Below are 25,492 nucleotides of genomic sequence, written 5' to 3' on the forward strand. Positions count from 1 at the left end.
CGATTACCGCTGGACGGAACATCCGAGGATTACCCGGATCGGGCACTGCGCCACAGAAAAGCAGTGTATCTCCCTTCAGCAAGGCAGGGTGCAGCGACGGACTCATTGCATTCCCGATCCCCAGCCGCCGCGGCTGTCCCCACACCACCGGCGCCTGCGGCTGTGCAAATAAAACCCCACTTGATAGCAGGCCCAACACAACAAAGCCCCACCGCACCATCCTGCGCAGCAAGGCTTTTAGGTCAAAATTCAAGTGATGTGCGCGCTGAAGCAAATTACTCCGCTTTCCGTTCATCGTTCATCATTCCTCGTTCATCGTTTCCCCCAAGGCTTTCCAGCAGCTTGGTAAACACCGGGTTTTCCGGCTGCAATTCCACCATGATTTTCACCAATGGCAGAATCCTGTCACTCTGGCCGCGTTTTGCATAAGCCTTGCAGAGGAACAGCAGGTACTTGGCTAAATCGGGCCGCGCGCTGGCCGCCGCAATGTACAGCGGCTCGGCCTCCTCCAACCGTCCCGCCAGCCGCAACTCCTCGGCCAGATTCAGCTTGTAGCGCGGATTTTCGTCCAGCGCCATAGCTGCCTTTACAGCCCGGATCGCATTGGGCGCGTCCCCTTCCCTGCGGTAATAGGCCGCCACACTCTCCCATCCGTACGCCGCCCTCGCAGGCTCAAGGCCCAGAATCATCTCGCTGCGCGCCACCTCACTGCGGGCAAAAGCATTTTCCAATACATACGGCACCGGAACCAGCAGGGCAAATCCCACAATCACCGCCAGCACATCTACCCGCCGCCCCTCCGCCATCTGCGCCAGCTTCCAAGCCCCCAGCACCACCAGCGGCCACAGTCCCAAACAGAGCAGATCCCAATCCCTCGCCGCCCCCAAATCCGGACTGATAATAAACACAAATGCCCCCCCGCACACCCCCATCACCTGCAACACCCGCGAAGCAAAAAAGGCTGCTTTCTGCTCCCCTTTCCCCTCTTTTCCCCCTACTTTAGTGGGGGGAATACAAGGGGGGTGGGGAAAGTCTTTAGACCTCGACGAAGGCGGGGGGCCGGGGGATAGAGGTCTGCTGGCAAAATCTAAAGAGGATAAGGTTCCACTCAAGGAAGCACCAAGCTCTGAATCGCAATCACGTCTCACGTCTCGAGTCTCAAGTCTCCAATCTTCCTTTTGGCTTTTTGGCATTTGAGCTTTTTGGCTTTTGAGCAACGCCGCTCCCCCCGGCAGCGCCACGCACAGCAGCAGCACATTCAGCATGTCCCACCAATGCCGCCCCGCCAGCAGACTGTAGCCATCGGGAGAATCCGTCGGATACGGCGACAGCATATAATGCAGCCCCGGCCCGTAAAACACCACCACATAGGTCAGCACCGCCGCCACGGCCATCGCCGCCACAAACCACCGCCACCTCACCGCGCGCCACAGCAGCCCCTCTTCCCCGCTCTGTTTGAGCAGCACCAGCAGTGCCACCGCCGGCAGAAACACCAGGGTCAATAAGTGACATCCCACCGCCACCGCGTACGCCAGCAGCGTCTTCAGCGGCCAGCGGGATCCGTCCGCACTCTCTTCGATGGCAAACAGCGCCACGGCGCAAATCGCCAGCGCCGTCCACGCATAGTCTTCCACATAGCCGAAGAAGAGCAGCACCCCTCCGCCGCATAAGAGCGTCGCCACAAACACCGCCCGCGAGTTTTCCGGCAGCATCTTTCGCGCAAACCGCACCGCCAGCAGCACCAGCAAGGCTCCGGCTATGGCCGCCAACACAATATAGGACCACCGCCCCGCTTCAAAGAACCATGTCTTCTCCGCGCTGATCAAATTGTCATCCACGTCTATATCGTCGGGCCTGTCAGGCGGTGGGCGGAACTTCGCCACCAGCCGGAAGGCATTCTCGTGGAGTTCATACTCGAAAGGCTCCGTCCAATGTACGGAGCCCTTGTCCACCGAGGGAATCAGCCGCGCCTCCAGCCGCCCCAGCGTCACCAGATGCGTCAGCAGCAACTGGCCGTCGCCCATAAACGGCTCCTGCACACGCAGCAGCAGAAAAAGGGCAAAAGCCACTGCGGCCCATACCCACAACGGCTGGGCCGGCGGAATCTTCCGCGCCAGATCCACCACGCGCCGCATCAGCGGCACACTCCACGGCGTCAAAAAGAATCCACCGGACAGGAGCAGCAGGATGGAAACAGGCGGGGACAGAAACGCGAGATGATGGACTCCCCACCACCGCGCGGACGGAAAGACCCAACCGATGCACACCAGAACCAGCAGAATGGCGCCCGCGATTCTCAGCGGGACAAGGAAGGAACGGCGATCGGAGGACTCCGATCCGGAGGGAACTGCCATTGCGCACAAACCCCGAAGGTTAGCTAACGCACATCATAAAGACTGACACCGCCATGCCCGGCACAGCGGGCTCCAAGCAGCGGTAACTGAGCCAGAAAACTCGCCGCAGGCTTGGACTGAATACTGCGGTCCACCACAATTTGCGCCGCGCCGTAACGCCGCAGAATCGATTGACGCTCCCCAAGAGTCAGAGGACTGTTGAAGAAGCGGTGAGCATCAATGCACCTCCGCTGCAATTCGTGGGGGATAATCGGACTGCCGTGCACGTGCGCCACCACCTTGCCGTCCATCACCACCGGCAAGATCAGCCCCAGATTTTCGTCCGACAGCACCACCGTTCCCGCCGGAACATAGGCTCCCAGAAAGGACAGCCTCGCCGCCGCGCTTTCCGACGGCAAGTCCCGGTCCATCGCATGCCGCAAATCCAGCGCAATCGCCTCGGCTTCGTGCACCCGGAATCGCAATCCCGTCAGAATAATCAACGCGCACAATCCCGCTTTCAAATACGTGCTGGGCCATGCCGTCTGCACCCATCTCCATCCCACGGGCAGCGCATCGGCGATAAACAGCGCAATCCCCAAATGCAGAAACAGCGTACCGAAAAAGATAAATCGCCCACCAATCGCCGATTGCGCCAGAGCCGCCGAAACATACACTCCCGCGCAGAACAGAAAACCGTACACCACAAACGTGTGCCTCCCCACCCATGCATAATAGATGAGAATCGGAATCCCCGCCAGCGCCGGTCCCAGGCTCGAAATCTGTCCCGAAAAATGCGGCGTCGTAAACCATGATTCCGTCGCGCCGTGCGTCAGCACATGTCCGTAATCGAAATACGGCCAGACAAACGCCGCCGCCACACACACCAGCGGCACCAACTGCACCGCCAGGGTCTTCTGCCACGTGCTCTCGGCCAGAAGCATTGCCCCTGCCGCCACAAACGCAAACATCGCCGTAATCGGATGCGACAGAAACGCCACCAGCATCAGCACCGTGTACATCGCCGCATCCGTCCGGCGCGCACCCGCAATCCACTTCCGCAAAAATGCCAGCGCGTGAAAGCTGATCCCATACGTAAAGGTCGCAACGTACGGCAGCGTGTACAGAAACATGTGCAACTGATACGCATTGGACTGCCCATACCCCGTGCCCCACACCACAAGCAGCACCAACAGCGCAATCAGCGGCAATTTCGGGTCTTTGAACTGCAGCCGAATCAGCCGCGCAAACCCCGTTACAAAGAGCACATAGTTCACCACCCCCGCCAGCATCAGCACCGCAAACACATCGAGATGCGTCACCCTGAGCACCACTCCCCAGAACACTGTGTACGGCGTAAACCTCGGCGACGTATCGCCCGGCAGCGCCAGCAACGGATTGGCCGGATGCGCCACATCCTGCGCAATCGCCCGCATCGCCGCCGCCTGTTCCCAAATGTCCGCTGTATCCCGCCACGGCATCGAAGACAAATACAAAACAATAATCGGAAGTAATATCAAGCAGAACGCCCAGTACGCCCGGGCCGTACGGCTCCTTTCCACACTCATAACCATCCTCGCAAATCCACTCCCCGCCCCCACCCATCCACGTCGGCAGAGAGTCTTTCATGTGTATCGAATTTTAATACATCGTTCTCATAATGGTGCGGGATCAGTCGCCCGGCGGCTGATCACTGGCCTCAGTCGGTTTTCCCTGAGATGTGTCCTCCTCTTCTCCTTGACGGCTGCGAATAATCGTATAATTGACAATATACGGCGGCCACGTTTCCCGCGGCCCACCGTGAGTCCCCATCTCTTCATCTTTCCATTTCGCCAGTGTGCGCCGCCGCCGGTACCACATCGCTGTCCCTGCCGCCAGCACCAGCAAAACAAACAACCCCGACAGCCACAACTCGGTATCGCCAATCAGCGAGAGCCGGTACGTGCTCTTGATGTACGCCACATACTGGTTCTCGAAGCTCCCGCTTGACACGCCGAAAATCCGCGCGAATGCCTCATCGTAATCCTGCCCTGTGCGCAGTTCATGCACCAGATTGGACAGCCCCGACATTCCGTAGCGCAGTTGGAGCAGTTGCACCGCCACCGCCGACTCCGCGTACCCCTGCCTCGCCTCCAGCCCGCTCATGGCCAGCATGCTCTCCAGTTGCCGGAAAGAGTGCAGCCGGTTCGCCGCCGCAGCCCGCGCCAGCGCCGCCGACTCCACATAGTCAAATTGTCCCGACAACACCTGCGCCAAACCTTCATCCAGCCAGCGCGGAATTTCCGCCCGGGGCGCGCCCGCATGCAGCAGCAGATGGACATATTCATGCGTCGCCGTTGTCGGGAACGGTCCATACTGCTGGCCAAATGATGGCGATTTCAGAATCGCTATGCCCCGTTCGGAGTATGCCACTCCATTCGCCCACAACGGTGTGCCCTGAGTGAGCCGCCCCCACTCCATCTGATCCGGCGCGATGATAAACCGAACCGTATCACCCAGAGCCAGTCCTAAGTTCTGTTCAATCACAGGCACACGTTCCCGCAACACCCGCCACAAATCCCGCACGACGCCCGCATCCTTCGTGCTATACAGGATACGAAACCGCGCGGAGTCTTGTTCCATGTACTCCCGCTTCGATGTCTGCGCAAAGAGCGCCGTACACAACCACAGCACGCATAGGACAACTCCCATCATGCCGTGCAGTCGTCGCGGAACAGGCACACTATGACACCGATTGCGGATCAACATCCACCTCAATCTCTACGCCGGGTTCGCCCTTCACCTGCCTGTATTGCATCAGCGCCATTCGCACCGCCTGATGCAGATGATTCCCTGCCGGGTCATCCGCCCGCGACGTCCTCACCAGCATCTGAAAACGGTACAATTCACGGATCTTCGCCACCATGGCCGGGGCAGGTCCCAAAATCTCTACCTTGCCGATGGTTTGCAGCAACCGGCGAATCCTGAGCAAGGCCTTCGCCGGCGGCGTCTCTTCTTTACCAATCGCCCGCAGCAGAATCAGCCGTGCATAGGGCGGAAAATTCGCCTGCTGGCGGCTCTGCAACTCCGTCTGGACAAACGTCTCCCAATCGTGCTCCACGGCCACTTGCAGCACCGGATGTTCCGGCACAGATGATTGCAGGATCACCATTCCCGTTTCCGCGCGCCGCCCGGAACGTCCCGCAATCTGCACAATCAGGCTCGCGCCGCGCTCAGACGCTCGAAAATCCGGATAAAACAGTTCCGCGTCCGCCTGCACCACCGCGGACAGTTCCACATTGGGAAAGTCCAGCCCCTTGGCAATCATCTGCGTTCCCGCCAGCACATCGTATTCGCCCGCCGCAAAGGCCGTCACCATCCGTCCGTGCATGCCCCGTCGCGATGCCGTGTCGCTGTCCATTCTCAGAATCCGCGCATCAGGAAATTCCTTCACCAATTCCTCTTCCAGCCGCTGTGTGCCCAGCCCTTGCGTAATCCAATCCGAGGCCCCGCACTTGCCGCACGTGTCCGGTGCAGGTTCTCGATAGTCACAATAGTGGCAACGCAACACCTGCCCCTTGCGGTGATACGTCAAACTTACCGAGCACTGCGGGCACATCGGCAGATTTCCGCATTTCCGGCAGATGATGAACGGCGAGAAACCACGGCGGTTCTGCAGCAGGATGGCCTGCTTGCCGCGCTTCAGCGTGATGGCAATCCGCTCTTTGAGTTCCTCGGTCAGAATCGGCGGTTCCTCGTGCTTCGGCGGTTTGTCTTCTTTCTTCGGAGGCTCTCCGTTGACCCATTTCTCCTTTGGGACCTCGCCCTCGATCTGCGGTTTAGGAAAACGCTGCACGATCCGCACTTCGGGCAATATGGCTCCACCCACGCGCTCCGGCAGTCGCAGCATCGTGTATCGCCCTTCCAGCGCCTGATAAAACGACTCGATGGAGGGCGTCGCGCTCCCCAGCACAATCACCGCATGTTCCATTCGCGCCCGCATCAGCGCCGCGTCCCGCGCATGGTAGCGCGGTTCCGGCTCTTCCTGCTTGTAGCTGGCTTCCTGCTCCTCATCCACCACCACCAGCCCCAAATTCGGCAGCGGCGCAAACACCGCCGAACGCGCGCCGACTACCACGGGGAACCGTCCCGCGCGAATATCCCGCCACAAATCAAACCGCACCGAAGATCCCTGCGCGCTATGCTGAATCGCCACGCGATTGCCGAAGGCCTGATAAAACCGCCCCCACACAAACGGTGTCAGCGCAATCTCCGGCAGCAGCACCAGCGCACTCTTCCCCATCTCCAGCGTTCGGCGGATGGCCTCGATGTACACCTGCGTCTTGCCCGATCCCGTCACCCCAAACAGCAGAAACGGGTCGAACTGCCCGCGCTCCAGCGAACGGCTGATGGCCTCCACCGCCATCTGCTGATAGTCCGTAAGCTGTTTCGGAACGCTGATCTTCGGAGTCGCTTCGGTGTGCGGGTCCCAGCGCGTCACCTCCTCCAACCGCAACGCCAAAGAGCCTGCCGCCAAAAGCCGCGCAAAGGCCTGCTTCCGCGCCGACGTGGCCCCCTTCAGCAGGTCCGAACGCAAAATTCCTTCGGGTCCGCATTCGAAGATCATCCGCAACAGATGCTGCTCGTGCACCGAGCGCAGCCGCCCCAGATAATCCGGCCCGTATTCCGCCTGCACCTCCGCCGACAGATTCACCACCGAATCGAAGTGCGATTTTACCTTTGGCGGACGGAGTACAGGTCGAAAACTGACCAGCCCCGCATCCTGCATTCGCTTCAGCATCGCCGACCGCGGACCGAAGCCGTACTGCTTGGCCATTCTCTCCGGCGGCACAGGTCCGGCCTTCAGCGCTTCCACCACATCGTGCGCGTCCGGATACATCTTCAAAATCTCCGCCAGCCGCGCTTCATCGAACGGCTCGGAGAGCACCCAGTGGCGCTTTTCGTCGAGCGAAATGCCCGCGGGCAGAGCGGCTTTCAGCACGTCTCCCCACGGGCAAAGATAATACTCCGACATCCAGCGCGTAAACTGCAGCATTGCCGGCGAAAAGGCAGGCCGCTCATCCAGCACATGCTCAATCTCCCGCGTGGCCTTGGGATTCTCCGCCGTATCGGTGCGGATGATAATCCCCGTCAGGCGCCGATGTCCGAAGGGCACCAGCACCCGCATTCCGGGCAGAGCCGACGCGGCCAGTTTCGATGGCACGCGATAAGAAAACGCGCCCTCCACGCCCGGAACAACCACATCGGCCGTGAGCGCGACGGACGAGGATGCTATGACTTCTTGCGAAACGCTAATCGGATCGGTACTCCTTGAAATCCATATTGCTCACGCAGCTTGCGCTCCAGATACTTCCGGTAATTATCCGTCATCAGTTCCGGATAACGCATCCAGAAGACAAACAGCGGCGGTTCCACCGCCGGTTGCGTGACGTAGTGCAGCCGCATGTCGCGGCTCTTCACGGACGGCGGCGGATTCGCCTGCATGAGTGCCTCGAGGAACCGGTTCAACTCCGGCGTGGCAATCCGCTTCTGCCGCTCTTCATGCACCTTCAACACCAGTTCGAGTGACTTGAAAACGCGCGTCTTGTCCAGCGAGGAAATGAACAACTTGGGAACATGACTGAACGAGGCAAACCGCTCATCCAGCAGCCGCCGGAAATTGTCCGCCGTCGCGGTCTCCTTTTCGATCAGGTCCCATTTGTTGATGCAGAGAATAATTCCCTTGCCCAGTTCGTCCGCCATTTGCAGAATGCGGATGTCCTGCGCCACCACGCCCTGCGCCGCGTCGGTCAGCACTACCGCCACGTCGCATTCGTTCAGCGCGCGCTCGGTGCGTACGGTGGTGTAGAATTCCACCGCTTCTTCCACCTTCGTTTTGCGCCGCAGACCCGCCGTGTCGATCAGCGTCATCTCCTGGCCGTAATACGTAACCACGGTGTCGATGGCGTCCCGCGTCGTACCGGCAATCTCCGTCACAATCCGCAGTGGCTTTCCTGCCACGGCATTCACGAAGGACGACTTGCCCGTATTGGGCCGTCCCACAATCGCCACCAGCGGACGGGGGCGCGAGAGCGCCTCACTGCTTCCCGCCGACGGCAACCGCTCGGCCAGCAGGTCCAGCATGTCGCCCACGCCGCTGCCACCCGCGGCGCTCACCGGCACCGGCTCTCCAAGGCCCATCCCGTAAAAGGACGATACTTCCGGGTACTGCTTCGGCCCGTCGGTCTTGTTCACCGCCAGAATCACCGGCAGCTTGGAACGCTGAAGCATGTGCGCGATGTCCATATCCACATCCGTTGGCCCGGTGTGCGCGTCCACCAGGAAAAGCACCAGATCGCATTCCTCCAGCCCGAACTCCACCTGCTCGCGGATGGCGCTCTCAAACACGTCTTCCGAGCGCGGCACCCAGCCGCCCGTATCCATCAACAAAAAGGTGCGTGATTTCCACTCGGCCTCGGCAACATGACGGTCGCGCGTGACACCCGGTTCGGGCGATGTAATCGCCCGCCTCGAGTGAGTGATTCGATTGAAGAGCGTGGACTTGCCGACATTGGGACGGCCGACGATGGCCACCATGGGAATTTTCATAAAATTGAATTGCTATCGTATAGTGATCAGCTCGAGGCGCGGCGAGTGTGCGTCGCCGACAACGAGCTGGTTGGACGTCACGTCAAGACCGAACGCCGAAATGGATGTATCGGGAATGGTGCGTGTGCGGAACGGGCTGACCACGGGCCGCAAACTGTTCAAACTGTACTGCCCGATTCCCACGTCTGCGCCGTCCTTTTCGAGAAGAAACACTGAAAAAACCGGCTCCGCCGGATCTACCTGTATGTCCACGCCCCGGAAGGCGCGATAGTTCCACGGCATACCCGTCACCGTGCCCACATTCACGCTATCATAATCCGAGCCGAACCGCGCCAGGTATCCCGCGCCGTTATTGCGCGCCGCAAACACATTCTTGCCCTGCGCGCCGATCATGCTCTCCGCCCGCAGGCTGGCCACGCCCCCGCCCACCGTGCTCAGCCGCGCAGTCCCGGCCAGGCCGGGGAAGGAATGCGGGGTCTGACGGTTCAGATGCCCCCACACACTGCTATCGATCACCGAGATGTAATCGTCGCCGAGATTCGCCACCATCAGCTTCCGCGTCGAACCGTCGAACACCATTCGCGACGGCTGATCGAAGATCCCGCTCACCAGCCCATTATCAAATACAAACGGCGCCTGTCCGTCGTTATCCGCATCCACCAGCGTCTTGGTCGTCAGCGAAATTTTGTAAACGCCGTCGCTGCTTCCGCCGCCGGAGTGCGAATAATACACAGAGCCGCCCGCCGAGTCCACCGCCAGATACCCGTGCGCACCGCCTGCCGTCGCCGTGATGACGCGCGCTTCCAGCACCAGGTTGGGCAGACTGAGAAACTGCACGGCATAGCCCGTGCCGCCCATCATCGCGCCCGCCACGCAGGCTTCGTCATTCGGCAGGAACTCAATATCGTAAGCATCGTGATAGTCGAGAATCCGCGTCGCCAGCACGCTGCGCCGCTGCAAGTCGACCAATTGCACCGCCGGACCGCGCGAGGATGTGCTGTCATGCAGCAGCAGTGCCCAATGCCGCGACGGACTGATCTTAATCGCCACCGGGTTGTCATAGGTCAGCCCGATCACTTCCGCCCGCGGACCGGGATTGGTCAGTTTGTCCTCATCACTGCTGCATCCCATCAGGAGCCCGATCAGCAGCAGGGCCAAGCCTGCGATCACAAAGCGAAGCCAGTTTGCCTGCATATCTTCCCTACCTCACATAAGAAACGCGCTGCACGCTGGAAGCGGCAGGCGTGTGCCATTGAACAAAATAGGTGCCCGTACCATACGCGGAAAAGTCAACCTGCAACGGACGGAGCGCCACGCCGTCGCCGCGAAAACTCCGCTCATACACCGGACGGCCCAAAAGATCGTAGATCGTCAAGGCTGCCGCGCCACTCACCGGCGGCAGCTCAATCGACAGCACCGAATTGAACGGATTCGGATAACAGACGACCAGCCCCATCTCTCGCGGAACCGCCGGACGCATCGCAATCGCCGTCGGCTCGCTGCGCAGCACCATGTCCACCACCACCGGAAGATGGTCCGATTGGTGATGCAGCGCATACGCCACGCTGTCCGGAACCGAGTGGTTCGTCCCGTCATCGATGGACTGATTGAAATGCTGCCCGTCATTTCCAAAGGAATGATAGGTCCCCGGAATCACATGGCTTCCCACCGTATCCATCAGCGCCGCCGAAACCAGAATAAAATCAAACCGGTCATCCAGACCGCCGGACGCCCCGCCATCGCTCTCGCTCCCCGTGCGCGTAGACTGCGTATGAATACCCGCAAAACTCCCGTTGTTGTTCCAGTCGCCGGGCCGGTTGATCGGATCGAAAAACTGTCCATTGGCGTTCGTGCCGGGCGTGATCATCGTCTGGTAGGCCGGCTCGGTCGACGTGTACAGGTTGAAATCTCCGCAAATGAAGAAATTCGTCCCCGCCGGAAAAAGATTCGTCGCCTTGCGCGCCGAATCCGCCTCCTGCCTCCGCTCTTCCTCGTAGCCCTGCGATGCTTTTAAATGCGTCACCAGCGCGTGCAGCCGAACCGACGTGTCCCCCACCGCCGGCCGCAGCACGAATTCGTTGATGTTGCGCGGTTCCGCGCGGATCGCCCGCTGCGACACCAGCGCCAGCTTCGACATCCGGTAGAAACACACCTGATTCAGCGAACCGTTGTACATAAAGCTCGCCGTCGTCCAATCCGTGTCGATCTGCGCAAATACCTGCGCCAGCATCAGGTCCATCGCCTGCTCGTTGCCCATCTCTTCCACCAGCACCAGGTCCGGATGAATCGCCCGCATCACGGTCCGGAAATACGGGATCCGCGTCGTCGCCGACTGGCCCGAAAAATCCAGCGCATTCTGCGTCACCACCCGCAGCGTGTCGGCCAATCCGGTCTGCGCAGCCAGCAGGACTCCCGCCGCGCACAACATCACACACATCGAAGAGCGCAAGGCACGTCTAACAACAGTCATCACATCATCCTTATCGAAGTAACAGAGCTTTGGTGATGCGGGTCTGACCCGCCGCCGTCAATTGAACAAAGTACGTGCCGGACGCTGCTCCCTGGGCCGGCCACTGAATGCGCCCGCGCCCCGCCGGCTGAAAACCGCTAAGCAGCGTCGCCACTCGCCGCCCCGTAATATCGAACACCGTTAACTGGGCACGCCCCGCCGCCGGAATATCATAATCGATTGTCGTCAGGGCATTGAATGGATTCGGATACAACGATACCGTCAGATACGAGGACGGCACCCCGCGCGGCGTCTCCCCTGCGGCAAGCTGCGTCAGATCCAGCGTGTACATCGAGCGGCCGTAGGTTGCCGCCACCAGTTGGTGCGACGGCGTATGCAACACCAGTTGCATCACCGGCAGCCGGGGAAGATCCAGTCCCAGCGGCATCCAGTTCGCACCCAGATCATTCGAATAGTACACTCCGAAATCCGATGCCACATAGAGCCGTCCCGGCACCGAGGGATCGCGCACGACGTCGTTCATCGGCCCCACCGGCAGGTCGCCGCTGATGCTCTGCCAGGTGCTTCCGAAATCCGTGCTCATGAACAGATGCGCGTCTTCGTCCACATTGCGGTAACCGGAAATCGACACAAACACCGTCGCGCTGTCCACCGGGTCCGGCGTCACCCGCGTCACCCAGCGTTGCGGCAATCCCGCGCTGATGTCCGTCCATGCGTTGCCGCCGTTCCGCGTCACCCACACATGCGAGTCATCCGTCCCCGCATAAATAATGGCCGGATGAACCGGTGACACTCCAATCGTGGTTACCGTTCCGAAGAGCACATTGCCGCTCCCGCCGCCGTTGGTCAGGTCCGGGCTGATCGCCGTCCAGTTTGCGGCGCGATCATCCGACCGGTACACCCGGTCCGTGCCGCAGTACAATCTCGCCGGGTCATCGGGAGCAATCACCACCGGCATGGACCAGTTGATCCGGTTACTCTGATCGATCCCGCTTGTCCCGTCGAACCATGACGTCCCGCCGTCGGTCGAGCGCCCTAACCCGCCGTACTGATATTCCGCGTAAACGTAATTCGAATTCGTCGGATCCACCAGCGTATAGAAGCCATCGCCGCCGTAGATCTGGTCCCAGTCGTTCAGGCCGCCCGTCATCGTCCGCATCGTGCCCTGATCCTGCGTGCCGCCGTAGCGCCGCTCGGGATGCTGAAAGTCCACCGATGCCGCATAAAACTGATTCAGGGGCATTCCCGTGAGGAACGTCCAGTTGTTGCCGTTGTTAGTCGAGCGGTAAAACCCGCCGTCATTGCCTTCGAGGATCGTCCCCGTATGCGCCGCATCGAACCACATGGCGTGGTGATCCACATGCACGCTGTTGGCAATCTGCGTCCACGTCTGACCGCCGTCCGTCGACCGCACCATGCCCACTCCCAACGCGAACACCATGTTCGGGTTATCGGGCCGCACGCGAATATTCCCGAAATACCATCCGAAATTGCTGAACAGATCCGTCAGCGTGCCGTCATTGGTACGGCTCCAGGAATCGCCGCCGTTGGTGCTCTTGTAGATGCCGGCAAAAAATCCGGGATGGTCTGCATATATCGCGTACAAAACGCTGGGGTTGGATTGACAAATCGCAATCCCGATCCGTCCCACCGTATCGCTCTGCGGCGGCAGTCCGTCCGTCAACCGGCCCCACGTCTGCCCGCCGTCGGTCGTGCGGAAAATCCCGCTGCCCCGTCCGCCCGCGCGGCGGTCCTGGGGAGTCCGGATCCTCTGCCACATGGCCGCGTACGCGATCTGTGAGTTCGTCGGATGCACCACGATGTCCGTTGCGCCCGTCGAATCATTTACGAAGAGCACATTCGCCCAAGTCGTACCGCCGTCCGTGCTGTGATACACGCCGCGTTCGGTGTTCGTGGCAAAGAACTCGCCCGCCGCCGCCACCCAGATGCTCTGGCTGTTCTGCGGATCCAGCACAATCCTCGCAATGTAGCGGCTGTTGTCAAGCCCCAGATGCTCCCACGTGCCGCCGCCGTCTGTCGTGCGGTAAACTCCCGTTCCAAAATAGCTGTAGCCCGACGCGCACGCTTCACCCGTCCCCGCATAAATAGTATCGGGATGTTCCATGTCCAGCGCCAGTGCACCCATCGAGAGCGACGGCGACTGATCGAAGATCGGTGTCCACGTCGTGCCGGCGTTCGTCGTCTTGAAGATGCCGCCCGTAGCCGCCGCGGCATAAAACAGACTGGGATTGGTCGGATGCCCCAGCACGTCGGACACGCGTCCGCCGATGTTGTTCGGTCCGGCGGGAATCCAGCTCGGATCATCCAGCACCACATGCTGCCGGCTCATGCGCTGCGCGGCTTGAGATGCAACCAGGTAGTCGGCGGTCTCGATCTGAGTATCCGGCCAAGTCCGCTGCACCATAAACCAGTCGGAAGGAAACGGCCCGCCGCCTTCCTTCTCTTCGCCTTCTCCCTCCCCGAATTCCATAGGCCGTGAGCTATACCACTGCCACCCGTAAAATACCAGTCCAAAGGCCAGTAGCGCTGCAAAGATGATTTTGAACCGTGTCATGATGACTCCTTTCTCACGGGGCGATGTTTTCGAACTCTTCGCCATCCCGGAACTATCCAAGTTCTGAATATACACAAGAATATTCAAAAGAGCAACGCTCTTCACCACTCTGGATCTGTCACTTCTTTCTGATTTTTACATTCTTTACTTCATCCTTCATCCTTCATCCCTCATCCTTTCTTCTGGAGGACTGTGGAAAAGATCGGAAAGAAACACTATATTCTCATCCTATGTCCACAGATTACCAATTTGCCGTTATCGGCGCGGGCGTGGTTGGCCTCGCCATTGCCGCCGAACTGGCCCCGCGCGGCTCCGTGCTGGTCCTCGAAAAGGAATGGAAATTCGGTCAGGCGACGTCCAGCCATAACTCCGAAGTCGTCCACGGCGGCCTGTATTATGCTCCCGGCTCTCTGAAGGCCCGCCTCTGTGTGGAAGGTAATCGCCTGATTCGCGATCTCGCCGCACAGCATGGCATCGGCTACAAGCAGGTGGGCAAATTCATTGTTGTCGCATCCGCTGAGGAACGCGCCTACCTCGAAAGCCTGAAAGCCAATGCCGAAGCCAACGGTGTCACCGATCTGCGCTGGGTCCCGCTCGAGGAATTGCAGGAGCAGGAGCCCGATGTCCGTGCCGTTGCCTGTCTCTTCTCCCCCACCACCGGCATCGTCGACAGCCACGCCCTGATGGCCCATTTCAAAACCTCCGCCGAACTTTCCGGCGCCGACTTCGTCTTCAACGCAGAGGTAACGGGCATTACCCAATTCCCCCCCGTTCACGGGGGGGCTAGGGGGGGTGAGGCCAGGGGGGCCAGAGGGGGTGAGCCAGGGGGGGCCGATGCGGATGCGACCTCATCCTTCATCCCTCATCCTTCATCCTTCATCCTTCATCCTTCATCCTTCATCCTTGCCATCCGCGACTCCGACGGCGCCGAAATCGAAATCTCCGCAGAGAAAGTCATCAATGCCGCCGGACTGCATTCCGACGAGATCGCACGCCTGGCAGGACTGGATGTTGACGGCCTCGATCTGAATTTGAACTGGACGCGCGGCTTCTACTATGCTCTGGAGAGTGGCCCGCGCTTGCACATCTCCCATCTGGTCTACCCCGTGCCGGACAAATCTCTGAAGTCCCTCGGCATTCATGCCACGGTCGATTTGCAGGGCCAGGTCCGCTTCGGCCCCACCGCCGAATACATGCCGCGCCGCGTGGAAGACTATTCCTTCAATGGCCTCGATGACATCGCTCTGGTTCGGGAGAGCATCGCCCGCTATCTTCCCGCGGTCGCCGCTGCCGAACTTGCCCCCATCATGACCGGCATCCGCCCCAAACTCGCCTCGCCCGGACAGCCCCCGCGCGATTTCTACATCTGCGAAGAATCCGCCCACGGCCTCCCCGGCTTCGTCAACCTCATCGGCATCGAGTCCCCCGGCCTCACCGCCGCCCCCGCCATTGCCAAACTGGTCAGTACGATGATTCGCGATTTATAACCGATCGGAGGCGGGCTTCCGCCCCATAAGACGCCGAGCCGGGTTGAGCCGAATAATAATTTCGCAAGAACAAAGCCACAACCCGGCCGAAATACAACGCTAAGACACAATCCCGCGCGAGACTCATCTCCGCCGCGCCCACAGTCACGTTTTGTAGGGGCGGGGCAAGCGCACTCATTCGCCCGCAGCATCATCTGCCACGCGCGACCCGCCCGCACCCTCGCGCCGGAGACCTAATACTCCACACCCTCCGGTTGCGGGTGAAAAGAGGCCCCGCATCAGTGACACCCCCCTGTCATGCTGAAGGCCGCAACACGACCTTCGCAAAAACGAAAAGCCCACACGCGGCCTGAAGCATCTCAGCCCACCTGCCGGGCTCACTAATTGCGCAGCTTTGAGATTGGTTCCGCACGTTGAATTCGACTTACACTCGAAACACAAATGAACGCCGACCATGGAGTTTGGCAATGAAAATCGAACGTATCAAATCAATTAAAGGCCACAGAACCTACCGTGATTTTTCATGGCCAGCTGCTCTCCGTGATTTTGGAAGGTTCAATCTAATCTATGGTTGGAATGGTACTGGCAAAACGACTCTGTCGAATCTGTTTACCCTCATACAGAAGCGAGAGGCTCTGTCATTAGGAGAATGCACATTCATCATCGACGGCCGTGAAGTAAAGGGACGCGACTTTGCGACTGACGTGGCGTTACCTAACGTGCGCGTCTTCAATCAAGATTTTGTTAGAAAACATGTATTCACTCCATCAAGATCCTTAACACCAATATTCTACCATAGTGAGAAAAGTTTCGAAGCTCAACAGGAGATCATCGCACGTAAGGCAAGACTAAGTGAACTATCGGAAGATTTGCCAAGACTCAAGGCAACGCTTGACGCAGCACAGTCCGCTTTAGACAATTTCAATGTCGATCGAGCGAACAATGTAATCAAGCCGTTACTTAGGTCTAATGGCGACAACATATATAATAACTATAACAAAACTCACTTCTCAAACAAGTGCGAAGAACTCTCCAGACTATTCGCTCCATCAGCCCATATTCTTACCGAAGACGAAGAATTCGATCTGATGAGCAAGAAGAATGAGCCCGTGAAGCCAGAATTGCCGCTCATTTCGTTCGAGTTCTCGGACCTCACAATGCTCAGAAAGCAGGTTGACAACCTCCTCGCATGCACGGTTGTTTCCGCCATCTTGGAAGATCTGCGTGCAGATGAACGCTTATCCGGATGGATAAGAGATGGCCTCCACATCCATCGCGATAAGCAGTCCAAGAAGTGCCAGTTTTGCGGCAATGAAATTACGCCCGAACGACTCGAAACTTTTGAGGCCCATTTCAATGACCATTATGAGCAATTCCTGCGCGAGATAGATTCGCAGATCCAATGCCTACAGTCTTTGATCAAGTCACTGGATGGCGTTCGCATACACGATGGAGCCAAGCTTTATTCATACCTCAATGAGAGATACACCCTTGCCTCCGCAAAGCTAATCGAAGAAATCAAAGACTACAAATCCGTACTCAACCGCTTCATCTCCGAACTTGCCGTGAAGAAGTCTGTCCCATTTCAGGAGATCGCCTCAGCTGTGGCGATGCACTCCATTGAATTCGGCAGCTTGACAACTGTAAACAATGTTATCCACGAGCACAATGATACAAGCGCGCAGCATGGGACGATTTGCACTGATGCCAGAAAACGTCTCGAGGAGTCTCGTGTTGCAGCGGCATTGCCAATTTACCGCGAAAAGAAGAACGCCATAGAGACCGCCGAAGAGGCGTACAAAAAGTTCGACAACGAGTGTCGCTCCTTGCGCGCGAGAATCGACGAACTCGAAAGAGAGGTGCTTGACCATGCACAGCCTGCACACGAACTCAATGCTGATTTGCGCGCCTACCTTGGGCATGGCGATCTCCAACTGGAACCTGCGGAGTCTGGCTACCGAATTAAGCGGCATGACTTGTTGGCCACAGATCTCAGCGAGGGCGAGGAAACAGCGATTGCTTTCCTTTTCTTCCTAAAGTCGCTTGAGGACAAGGATTTTTCCCTAAAGGACGGTATCGTTGTAATCGATGACCCTGTCTCCAGTCTTGATACGAACGCCCTCTTCTACGCATTCGCTTTCTTGAAGGATCGGACAAAAGCAGCAAGTCAGTTGTTTATATTAACTCATAATTTCGCACTCTTCCGTCAAGTAAAAAACTGGTTCGATTTTGTAAATAGGGGTACAAGGAAGAAAGGTGCAACGGACGATGCTCCTAATTCGCCAGCGGCATTTTTCTCCACCACGTCTTTCACCGTGCATGGAGAGCGGGGCTCGCGAATCACTAAGCTGGATCCACTACTGCGGAACTTCGAGTCTGACTATCACTATCTTTTCAATCGTGTTTTGGAAGGTGCTTCGGAGGACGGTATTGCGAGCGAGACCGAATCATACTATGACATGCCGAACATTGCTCGCAGGCTATTAGAGGCATTCCTCTCTTTTCGAGTGCCTAACCATTCGTCGCTGAATGCCCAACTGGAGGCAATCAAATTCGACCCCGAGAAGAGTACCCGAATCTACAGGTTTCTGAATACATTCTCGCACCATAGTTTTGTGGATGAACCGCAGATCGACCCATCGGCTCTTGCAGAGACTCCTTCAGTGATGTCCCACGTTATTGAGTTGATTCAGACTGAGGATCCTCGCCATTTTGCTGAAATGAAGTCCTTGATTGACCGTCACAGAGCCCAAGATGAATCGGCGTCGAGTAAAAGCCGGGAGGGGAGGACTGGATATAAGGAGCGCCAAAAGCAAACGGAGTCAACCTCTTAACTCCAATGCCACCCCCCCGCAACCCCCGCCCTCCCCGGCACATAAATTCACTATGAAAAGCCCTTGACTTCCGCCCCTTCCCGCCGTATCTTTACAGTCCGTCCGACGCACTCCAGTGCGTTAATGTTTCACAGTGAATGACCTTTCACATGCACCCTGTTTGCATCATGGTTTTCGGGTCTTTTGACGGCTTATTTTCGCCTTTTCGCTTTCCGTTTTTCGCTTTTTCTTCAGCGTTTTCTTCAGGTTAAGTAGTTCGTTTGGTCACAATTAATTTTCGTGTAAAGTTTTTGCTTAAGGTCCTGTGAATCATGTTTGTGCCGCGCGGATTTACCCTCGAACCGTCGCATCTGGCCAATATGGTCAAGTGCACTGCCAGTGTTTTGGTGTCCCATCTGCTGCGCGCACCTGTGGTGTGGGGCCGTCCAGTGAGCATTTTCATCGAGCCTATCAGCCGTTGCAACTACCAGTGTCCCCTCTGCCCCATCGGAGCGCGGGAACTCAAGCGGGAACTCGGCTCGCTGTCGCTGGAAAATTTCAAGATCATCCTCGACAATGTCGGCCCGCAAGTAAGAACTCTGGCGCTCTGGAACCAGGGAGAGCCCACCATCAATGATGCCCTGCCGGAGATGATCCGCTATGCCCATGACAAGGGCATCTACACCATGACTTCCACCAACGGCAGCCTGCTGCTGCGCCGCAATCTGGTCAACCGTCTCATCGACTCCGGCCTTGATGAACTCATCTTCTCCATCGATGGCTTGACTCAGGAGACCTATCAGACCTACCGCGTCGGCGGCTACCTCGAACGGGTGGTCGACGGCATGAAAGCCGTGCATATGCGGCGCGATGATCTGCACAGCCTTACGCCGCGCATCGTCATGCAGTGGCTTCCCATGAAGCACAATGAGCACGAAATCCCCATGCTGCGCCGCAAGGCCGCCGAATGGGGTGCCGATACCGTCGAAATCAAGACCACGCAAGTTTATGGTGAGGAGCAGGCCGACAAGTTCCTGCCGAAGATGAAGGAACTCACCCGCTATGAACGGAAGGGTAAGCGGTGGGAGACGCGGCGGCGCTACCAGTCCTGCAAACGGCTCTGGTTCTCCACCATGATCGACTGGAATGGCACCGTCGTGCCGTGCTGCTTCGACAAGGATGAAGAATTCATCCTCGGCAACGCGCTGATGGAAGATTTCGGGGAAATCTGGACCGGCGCCGCCTACAACAAGTTCCGTGAAACCTTAGTCACCGAAGGCCGCGTCCTCGACATGTGCCAGAACTGCACCGAAGGCCTGAAAAGCTACTACGTCCCGCTCAAGAAACTGGAAATGGGAAATAGGAAATAGAAAAGCAGAATTCTCTTCGGCAGTTTCCTATTTCAAATTTCCTATTTCCTATTTTCTGCTGATGTACCCATTCCCTTCTTCCCAGAACCGCCACGGCAGCTCCGTAGCCTTTGTAATCCCGATGCGCGGACCAGTAGTTATTCCTTTAGCCTTGCCGTGAAAGAGCCGGATCTGCTCGCCGATCTTTGAGCCGTTGTATGACAGGTCAAGGTCAAAGGCCCGGCAGAGTTTTCCCGGACCATTGGCGAGCAGCCTTATGTCCTCCACGCCGCGCCGTGCCTGCATCAGGCTCATCCCGGACAACGGTTCCACCGCCCGGATGAGCACCGCACCCACGCTGCTGCGGTCCGTAGTGAAGTTCAGACAGTGATTCGCACCGTAAATCAGGTAGACATACACGCTGCCATAGGTGTCATACATGATGGCCGAGCGCGACGTCCGCCGAAAGGCATGAGATGCCGGATCGTCGGTGTAAGCCTCGACCTCCACAATCCGTCCCGAGACTCCGTTGGCTTCCATCACCATCCCGATCAGCCGCGGCGCCACCTCAAGGGTCGGCTTGGCAAAAAGCTCTATAGATACCTGTTTGGGCATTTCCTGAAAATCCGGCCTTGACAATAAATCAGGAAATCATTATACTCAAGATCTTGAACTAATTCAAGCCGATGTAGCTCAGTTGGTAGAGCAGCTGATTCGTAATCAGCAGGTCAACGGTTCAAGTCCGTTCATCGGCTCTAATAAAAACACCAGCTTACGCTGGTGTTTTTGGCATCCGGGGGCCTCCCCGCCAAGGCCGCTTCAGGTCCGCCGCCGAGTCGTCATGCGGGTCATCCGCGCCGGAAGCTCGTGCGAGGCGGAGGTCACAACATACCAAACCCCTGCTCTGGCGAGCAGGGGTTTGATGTTTGACAGCGGAAGTTTGCCGATGCGTTCAGCGGATTAGACTATATGGCGCGGCAGTTTCCGGAGTGCTCTCTGGCATCTCACTTCAGGAGTTGAATCTTCTGGACATTCTGCACAGTACCCGCACTCATCCGGACAAAGTAGATGCCCGTGCTGAGATTGGTGCCGTCGATGGTGACGGCATGGGTGCCGGCTTCTTGCGCGCCGTCCATCAGGGTTGCCACCTGGCGGCCGGTGATGTCGAAGACTTCGAGCCTGACGTGAGTAGCTTCGGCAAGCTGGAAGCGGATCTGGGTGGTGGGATTGAAGGGATTCGGGTAAGCCGCTTCAAGCTTGGTTTCGGTGGGAAGAGGACCGTCCGCAAAATAGCTGCTGGAGACGGTGAAGTTCGCGTTGGACGTGTCGCCGATAGCGTAGTTGGTATTGCTCAGAATGCGGATGCGGGCGTGGGTGGTTGTGGCACCATAGACCGGCCAGGAATACGAACCGCTATTCACGGCGCTGTAGTTGAGATTCTCCCACAGGCCAGTCGGATAGTTCCGGTTGATCTGGATGCGCACGGTGGACGAACTGCTGAGACCGGAAGAGGACCAGCGGATGGGATAGAAGACATTCAGCCGCGCGGTCTCACCACCGTTCGGAGTGCTGATGGTGATAGTGCCGCTGCCGCCACCGGAGGGCGCCAGGGTGAAGTTGGCATTGGACGTGTCACCCACGGTGGGGCTGGTCGTGCCGCGCACGCGGATACGGGCGAGGCTGCTGGTCGATCCGGCGAGGGTCCACGTATAGCTTCCGCTGTTAGCTGCGCTGGATGAAATCACTTCCCACGTCCCGGACGGATAGCTGCGGTTGAATTCGATCTGGACGTTCTGCGAGAAGTTGGCCGATGACCACGTGATTGCGTGCTGCGAACCGATAGCCCAGGACTCGCCGCCGTTGGGCGAGGTGACGCTCAGAGAAGGAGTCGTGCTGCCGCCACCCGTGATGGAGAAGTTGGCATCGGAAACGTCCGTGACGCTGGTCTGAGAGATGCCGCTGATGCGGACACGCGCGGCAGAGCTGGCGGCGCCGGAGACGGCCCACGAATAGCTGCCGGTGTTGGCAGTGCCTGCGGTGAGGATTTCCCATGCACCCGTGGGATACGCGCGATTCAATTCGACCTTGACATTCTCATTGAGGTTGGAGGATGTCCATGTGATTGAATGGGACGTACCGGTTGCCCAGGACTCCGCGCCATTCGGCGAGCTGACCGTTACAGAGGCGGACGGCGGAGGAGGCGTGTTGTTGGGACGGATACCGCAAATGGCCTGTTCAACGGTCGGCGAGCAACCTGCCCACGGGCAGTAGAGATTGTCAGCCGTATACCACGTGGTATGGCCTTCAGCCCAGCCGTAATTGAAGTGAAGCTGGTTGCCGCTGCGCGCGCCGTCACAGACGATGGCATGGCTGCGAATCGTGTAGAACATCGGACGGCCCGCCGTCAGTTCGGTCTGTAGAGCCGTCCACCATGCGGTAGCGGAGCTGTAAGAACTGCGGTTGATAACCGTTATGCCTCCGGCCATGCCGAAGTAGTTTTGGAAGGCCGAGGTTACGGGGCCGGGCACATAGGCGCCGGAACCGCAATGGCCGTACATCATATTGACGGCAACACCGGTCTCATAGCTGATTTCGGCGACAGCGTCCTGTTGAACCTGCGGAGCGGAAGACGAGACCACGTTCAGCGCGTTGGCCCAATCATAGGAATCGCTGAAGGTCGCGGAGAGGGTCGCGCCCGGGGTAGCCGTGCCGCAGGAATTGTCACCAGCCCACTGGTAGCTGTGGGAGCCGGTGCCATTGGCCGGAGAGTGCCAGAAGGCGAGAATCTGCGACATGGCGGTAGCCACACAACCAACTACCGTGCGGCCGCCGCTCCCCATAGGACAGAAATTATTGAACGGTGCGCCCTGGTGCCACACGGTCGAACACAGAGGGCCTACATCCTGCGTGGCATCCAACTGGCTGCGGGGATGCGCGGCCTGCATGGCGCTGTTAAACTCTTGATAGCTGGCAGAATAAGTGTGCCAATCCTGACGGTCTTTTTCGATCTGTTCGCGAACGGGCTGCATCTCGGGAGTGGGCTGATTCGCGTCGAGGACGGTTTGCACAGCCTGGATCTTGTTCGCGAGTTCTTCCTTCAGCATCTGCACCATGCCTCCCTCGTCATTGGGATCGAAGCGGGAGTCGGTGGAGTAGGCGGTGATGGGCGGCAGTTCTTCATAGGCCGGGACGATAACATAACCTTCGCCCTGCTGCGCCACATACCCGACGAGCTGTCCATTGTAGAAGAGTTCCTGAAGAGCCGGTGCCGCATCGAGCCTCGAGGAGTGGCTCCAGTTCATGTCCCGGCTGTACTGCATCCAGTTGTTGACCACTGCTGTGGCGGCGTCGTGATTGGAACTGGTAAGCTGTGCAGCGTAGCCCGCCAGAGGTCCAAAAACAGCACAAGCCACGATGATGATCATGGCCATGTGCAAACGCGTAGCGAAAGTCTTTTTCACAGGTCGCTCCCTGATATCGCATCCCCGGCTCACGCCGGCCGGAGGGCACTTGGTGGATAGTGTAGAATCCTGCCGTGGCGTGAACGTCGTTTTGCAGGTTCTCTTACAGGTCCGCCCGCTGAATTTCAGCAGGATCTCAAGTGCCTAAAAATCTGAGCGCCCAGTCTTACTGACCCCAACTTAGTCATCGAGCGGCGCATTGTCAAGAGAAAAATTCAAAAAGTGCATGAAGCTGATAAATTCGATCTCATTCACTCTTTGCACGATGATTGGGGAGAATATCCCACACACACATTTTCATAGTGTAGGCTGGCAAAAAACGGCGAGAAAAAGTCGAGGGACAAACAGCATTGCGGATCATGCCACAAAAATAACGGCGGCCCTTGGCCGCCGTTATTGCGATGAAAGGAATGGAGTGTGACGAATGTCATTTAGCGGGCACGGATGGCCTTAGGGCACCCACATCCACAGAAGACGGGCACGACATGGCCCTTCGGTCTCCTGGTCGAAAACGGGCACGACATGTCGTGCCCCTACGGCGGATGCCATGCCTGCTAGAGGTGAGGCAGATGGGCACGGATAGCCCCTCGGTCTCCCCATTGAAGTGGGGGAACGAAGATCCTTGCCGTCTACCGATTATTGATACCAGCGTTGCTTCAAATCTTTTAGCACGGCGGGGGTGTAGTATTGATCTCCCCAATCGTAATAGAGGACTCGGGATGGATGCCATGGCTTCCATGCGGGATCTTCCCTGTTACGATTGGCGATAGTAATACCCGCCGTCCATGTCCAATTGCCGCCAAAGGAGTCCAGCAGCGCCTTGCAGGTGCGCGTGTCATCCTCACCCCAAAGCAGTACATCAAGAATGGCAGTATCGGGCTCGGCATAGTGACGGCTGCCGCTGAAGCCACCGCCGCGAGGGTTGCAGGCTCGAGTGTACACCTTGGAATTATGGAAGGGATCCAGCATGTCGCCATAGAAGAGCAGGCGGCTGTCGGGAAAGAGACTGTGAGCTTTGCGCGCGATCTTTCGCAACAGATCCACATAGCCTTCACCGGCATTGGCATAGGCGCGGGTGAAAGCGGGTTCCCAGCCCATCACAAAGACTTCATCGCAGGAAGAAAAGAAGCCGATCAACGACGGGTGATGATGGAAGCGCGCGTAGCAGGAGTCCATGGTTTGGGCAATGGCATCCATCGAGCCTTCCAACTCGGGACGGAGACTCATGGAAGCAAGATAGGTAGACAGCGCGCCCTTTTGATAGAGCTTCCAACCGGACGGCAAATCCGCCGTTGAGCAGGATGCGACATCACCGGGGCCGGGATTGACTTCTTCGATACGGACCGAATCGAGATAGGCACGACCGGAGGTGCACTGAAAGTGGGCCGTCCAATGGAGCTGTTCGAGAGTGCAAACGGTGTCGCGGAACGTTTGCCATTCGGATGTCAGCGAAAATTCGCGGCGCATGACAACGGCATCGGTATGGGGATCGGCATAACGGTCATTGCGATACCACATGATGCGGCCACCCGCGCCCTTGGCATTGTCTTCGGCGCGCATACGGTAAGAGAGCGCCCAGAGACGAAAGGTGTCATCATCGCGGGGAAAGTCCACAGGGATATAGAAGCGGTTGGCTTCATTGCTAGCCGCATCGAGAGCCGCGCCGCCGCGGGAGCGGGTGTTGGTGAAAAACTGCTGAGATTCGGGAGTTGCACGCCGGGGGCGAATAGGAATCCCCGTGCGAAGACAGCGATCCGTCGGCACAGTGCCGCGCCACCACTTGCTGAAGGTTGCAGTGAGCAGGCGCGCCTGAAGACCATATTGGTCACAGATCGAGAGCATTTCATCCACACGAGATACGTTGTGCGGTTTCCATACAGTAGGGAAAGCAGCAATGATGATTTCGCTGGCCCGCCCGTAGTAGATGGCATTATAGAGTTGAGTCCTTGCTTTGGGCCAGGCATCGTCCGGGCTCTGGGTGATCGTGACGATGCGGCCGGAAGTCTTGGGGGTGAAGGTCCAGGTCTGTTCACCTGACGAGGGCAGCAAGGGCGTGAGGCCGCGAGTGCTGACGCTGTCCAGAAAGTCGAGACAGGCGTAGGTTAAGCCAAGGCGGTCGCGGCCAGAGAGGTCTGCGCGGTTAGGCGAAATCCGGACCTGATAGGCAGAGGACAGACCGGAGGTGATTTCCAAATGGCAATACGGCGTGCCCGATTCGGGTCCGGCGGCGGACAGAGTGCTGCCCGTTCGGGCAGCAAGGGTGTCGCCGAACCATTGGAAGTCGGGTGGACCGTACACGGACAGGGCCTCGGCATGGGCGGCGAGTGTCAGCCCAAGCAGCAACATGCCCGAAAGGAATCGTAATCGCCGCACGGGACGGCCTCCTTGGTTGGATCTCATGATCAACACCAATTTA

General features: G+C 58.2%; 14 protein-coding genes and 1 tRNA gene. 4 read left to right on the forward strand and 11 right to left on the reverse strand.

All coding sequences use genetic code 11. The annotated features are described in order from the left end of the window. Nucleotides 1-275 precede the first annotated feature (275 nt). The 8 genes from VGL38_03595 to VGL38_03630 form a co-directional block, all read right to left on the reverse strand. Nucleotides 276-2,354: a hypothetical protein gene (locus VGL38_03595; protein ID HEY3294496.1), complete on the reverse strand. Its 2,079-nt coding sequence runs from the start codon at nt 2,352-2,354 to the stop codon at nt 276-278. Between the two features lie 23 nt (nt 2,355-2,377). Then, entirely contained in the window at nt 2,378-3,901 is a 1,524-nt protein-coding gene (locus VGL38_03600) for a hypothetical protein (protein HEY3294497.1), read from the reverse strand. A 103-nt stretch (nt 3,902-4,004) separates the two neighbouring features. Beyond that, entirely contained in the window at nt 4,005-4,955 is a 951-nt protein-coding gene (locus tag VGL38_03605; protein HEY3294498.1) for a peptidase MA family metallohydrolase, read from the reverse strand. Between the two features lie 100 nt (nt 4,956-5,055). Then, a complete protein-coding gene (priA, locus tag VGL38_03610; protein ID HEY3294499.1) occupies nt 5,056-7,575 on the reverse strand; it encodes a primosomal protein N' in 2,520 nt (839 codons plus the stop codon). 29 nt (nt 7,576-7,604) lie between these two features. After that, nucleotides 7,605-8,921 (reverse strand): ribosome biogenesis GTPase Der, encoded by a 1,317-nt coding sequence (gene der, locus VGL38_03615; protein HEY3294500.1) that lies wholly within the window; start codon nt 8,919-8,921, stop codon nt 7,605-7,607. A gap of 12 nt (nt 8,922-8,933) precedes the next feature. Next, nucleotides 8,934-10,115, reverse strand: a complete 1,182-nt coding sequence (locus VGL38_03620; protein ID HEY3294501.1) for a hypothetical protein — start codon at nt 10,113-10,115, stop codon at nt 8,934-8,936. Between the two features lie 7 nt (nt 10,116-10,122). Further along, nucleotides 10,123-11,391, reverse strand: a complete 1,269-nt coding sequence (locus tag VGL38_03625; protein ID HEY3294502.1) for an endonuclease/exonuclease/phosphatase family protein — start codon at nt 11,389-11,391, stop codon at nt 10,123-10,125. Nucleotides 11,392-11,401: 10 nt separating this feature from the next. After that, the gene (locus VGL38_03630) at nt 11,402-13,966 is read right to left on the reverse strand and encodes a T9SS type A sorting domain-containing protein (GenBank protein ID HEY3294503.1); all 2,565 of its coding nucleotides are present in this window, start codon (nt 13,964-13,966) and stop codon (nt 11,402-11,404) included. A gap of 230 nt (nt 13,967-14,196) precedes the next feature. Between VGL38_03630 and VGL38_03635 the strand changes: the two genes are divergently transcribed. From VGL38_03635 to VGL38_03645, 3 genes are all read left to right on the forward strand, one after another. Then, nucleotides 14,197-15,453: an NAD(P)/FAD-dependent oxidoreductase gene (locus VGL38_03635; protein HEY3294504.1), complete on the forward strand. Its 1,257-nt coding sequence runs from the start codon at nt 14,197-14,199 to the stop codon at nt 15,451-15,453. Nucleotides 15,454-15,920: 467 nt separating this feature from the next. Then, nucleotides 15,921-18,287: an AAA family ATPase gene (locus tag VGL38_03640; GenBank protein HEY3294505.1), complete on the forward strand. Its 2,367-nt coding sequence runs from the start codon at nt 15,921-15,923 to the stop codon at nt 18,285-18,287. 311 nt (nt 18,288-18,598) lie between these two features. Next, the gene (locus VGL38_03645; GenBank protein ID HEY3294506.1) at nt 18,599-19,636 is read left to right on the forward strand and encodes a radical SAM protein; all 1,038 of its coding nucleotides are present in this window, start codon (nt 18,599-18,601) and stop codon (nt 19,634-19,636) included. Nucleotides 19,637-19,684: 48 nt separating this feature from the next. On the opposite strand, the gene VGL38_03650 is transcribed toward VGL38_03645, so the two are convergent. Beyond that, nucleotides 19,685-20,230 (reverse strand): DNA-3-methyladenine glycosylase, encoded by a 546-nt coding sequence (locus VGL38_03650; protein HEY3294507.1) that lies wholly within the window; start codon nt 20,228-20,230, stop codon nt 19,685-19,687. Nucleotides 20,231-20,297: 67 nt separating this feature from the next. Here VGL38_03650 and VGL38_03655 point away from each other — a divergent pair. Further along, nucleotides 20,298-20,370 (forward strand) — tRNA-Thr (locus tag VGL38_03655). Between the two features lie 249 nt (nt 20,371-20,619). Here the strand turns inward: VGL38_03655 and VGL38_03660 are convergent. Further along, nucleotides 20,620-23,076, reverse strand: coding sequence for a C10 family peptidase (locus tag VGL38_03660; protein ID HEY3294508.1), 2,457 nt, complete (start codon nt 23,074-23,076; stop codon nt 20,620-20,622). Nucleotides 23,077-23,712: 636 nt separating this feature from the next. Continuing rightward, entirely contained in the window at nt 23,713-25,449 is a 1,737-nt protein-coding gene (locus VGL38_03665; GenBank protein HEY3294509.1) for a hypothetical protein, read from the reverse strand. Nucleotides 25,450-25,492: the final 43 nt, after the last annotated feature.

Source organism: bacterium, assembly GCA_036504735.1.
In the GTDB taxonomy this organism is placed as follows: domain Bacteria; phylum Electryoneota; class RPQS01; order RPQS01; family RPQS01; genus DASXUQ01.

What these genes read in the sequence shown, in the direction of transcription:
- VGL38_03595 (HEY3294496.1), bottom strand. Translation starts at nt 2,354, where the DNA reads ATGGCAGTTCCCTCCGGATCGGAGTCCTCCGATCGCCGTTCCTTCCTT.
- VGL38_03600 (HEY3294497.1), bottom strand. Translation starts at nt 3,901, where the DNA reads ATGAGTGTGGAAAGGAGCCGTACGGCCCGGGCGTACTGGGCGTTCTGC.
- VGL38_03605 (HEY3294498.1), bottom strand. Translation starts at nt 4,955, where the DNA reads ATGGAACAAGACTCCGCGCGGTTTCGTATCCTGTATAGCACGAAGGAT.
- der (HEY3294500.1), bottom strand. Translation starts at nt 8,921, where the DNA reads ATGAAAATTCCCATGGTGGCCATCGTCGGCCGTCCCAATGTCGGCAAG.
- VGL38_03620 (HEY3294501.1), bottom strand. Translation starts at nt 10,115, where the DNA reads ATGCAGGCAAACTGGCTTCGCTTTGTGATCGCAGGCTTGGCCCTGCTG.
- VGL38_03625 (HEY3294502.1), bottom strand. Translation starts at nt 11,391, where the DNA reads ATGACTGTTGTTAGACGTGCCTTGCGCTCTTCGATGTGTGTGATGTTG.
- VGL38_03630 (HEY3294503.1), bottom strand. Translation starts at nt 13,966, where the DNA reads ATGACACGGTTCAAAATCATCTTTGCAGCGCTACTGGCCTTTGGACTG.
- VGL38_03635 (HEY3294504.1), top strand. Translation starts at nt 14,197, where the DNA reads ATGTCCACAGATTACCAATTTGCCGTTATCGGCGCGGGCGTGGTTGGC.
- VGL38_03640 (HEY3294505.1), top strand. Translation starts at nt 15,921, where the DNA reads ATGAAAATCGAACGTATCAAATCAATTAAAGGCCACAGAACCTACCGT.
- VGL38_03645 (HEY3294506.1), top strand. Translation starts at nt 18,599, where the DNA reads ATGTTTGTGCCGCGCGGATTTACCCTCGAACCGTCGCATCTGGCCAAT.
- VGL38_03650 (HEY3294507.1), bottom strand. Translation starts at nt 20,230, where the DNA reads ATGCCCAAACAGGTATCTATAGAGCTTTTTGCCAAGCCGACCCTTGAG.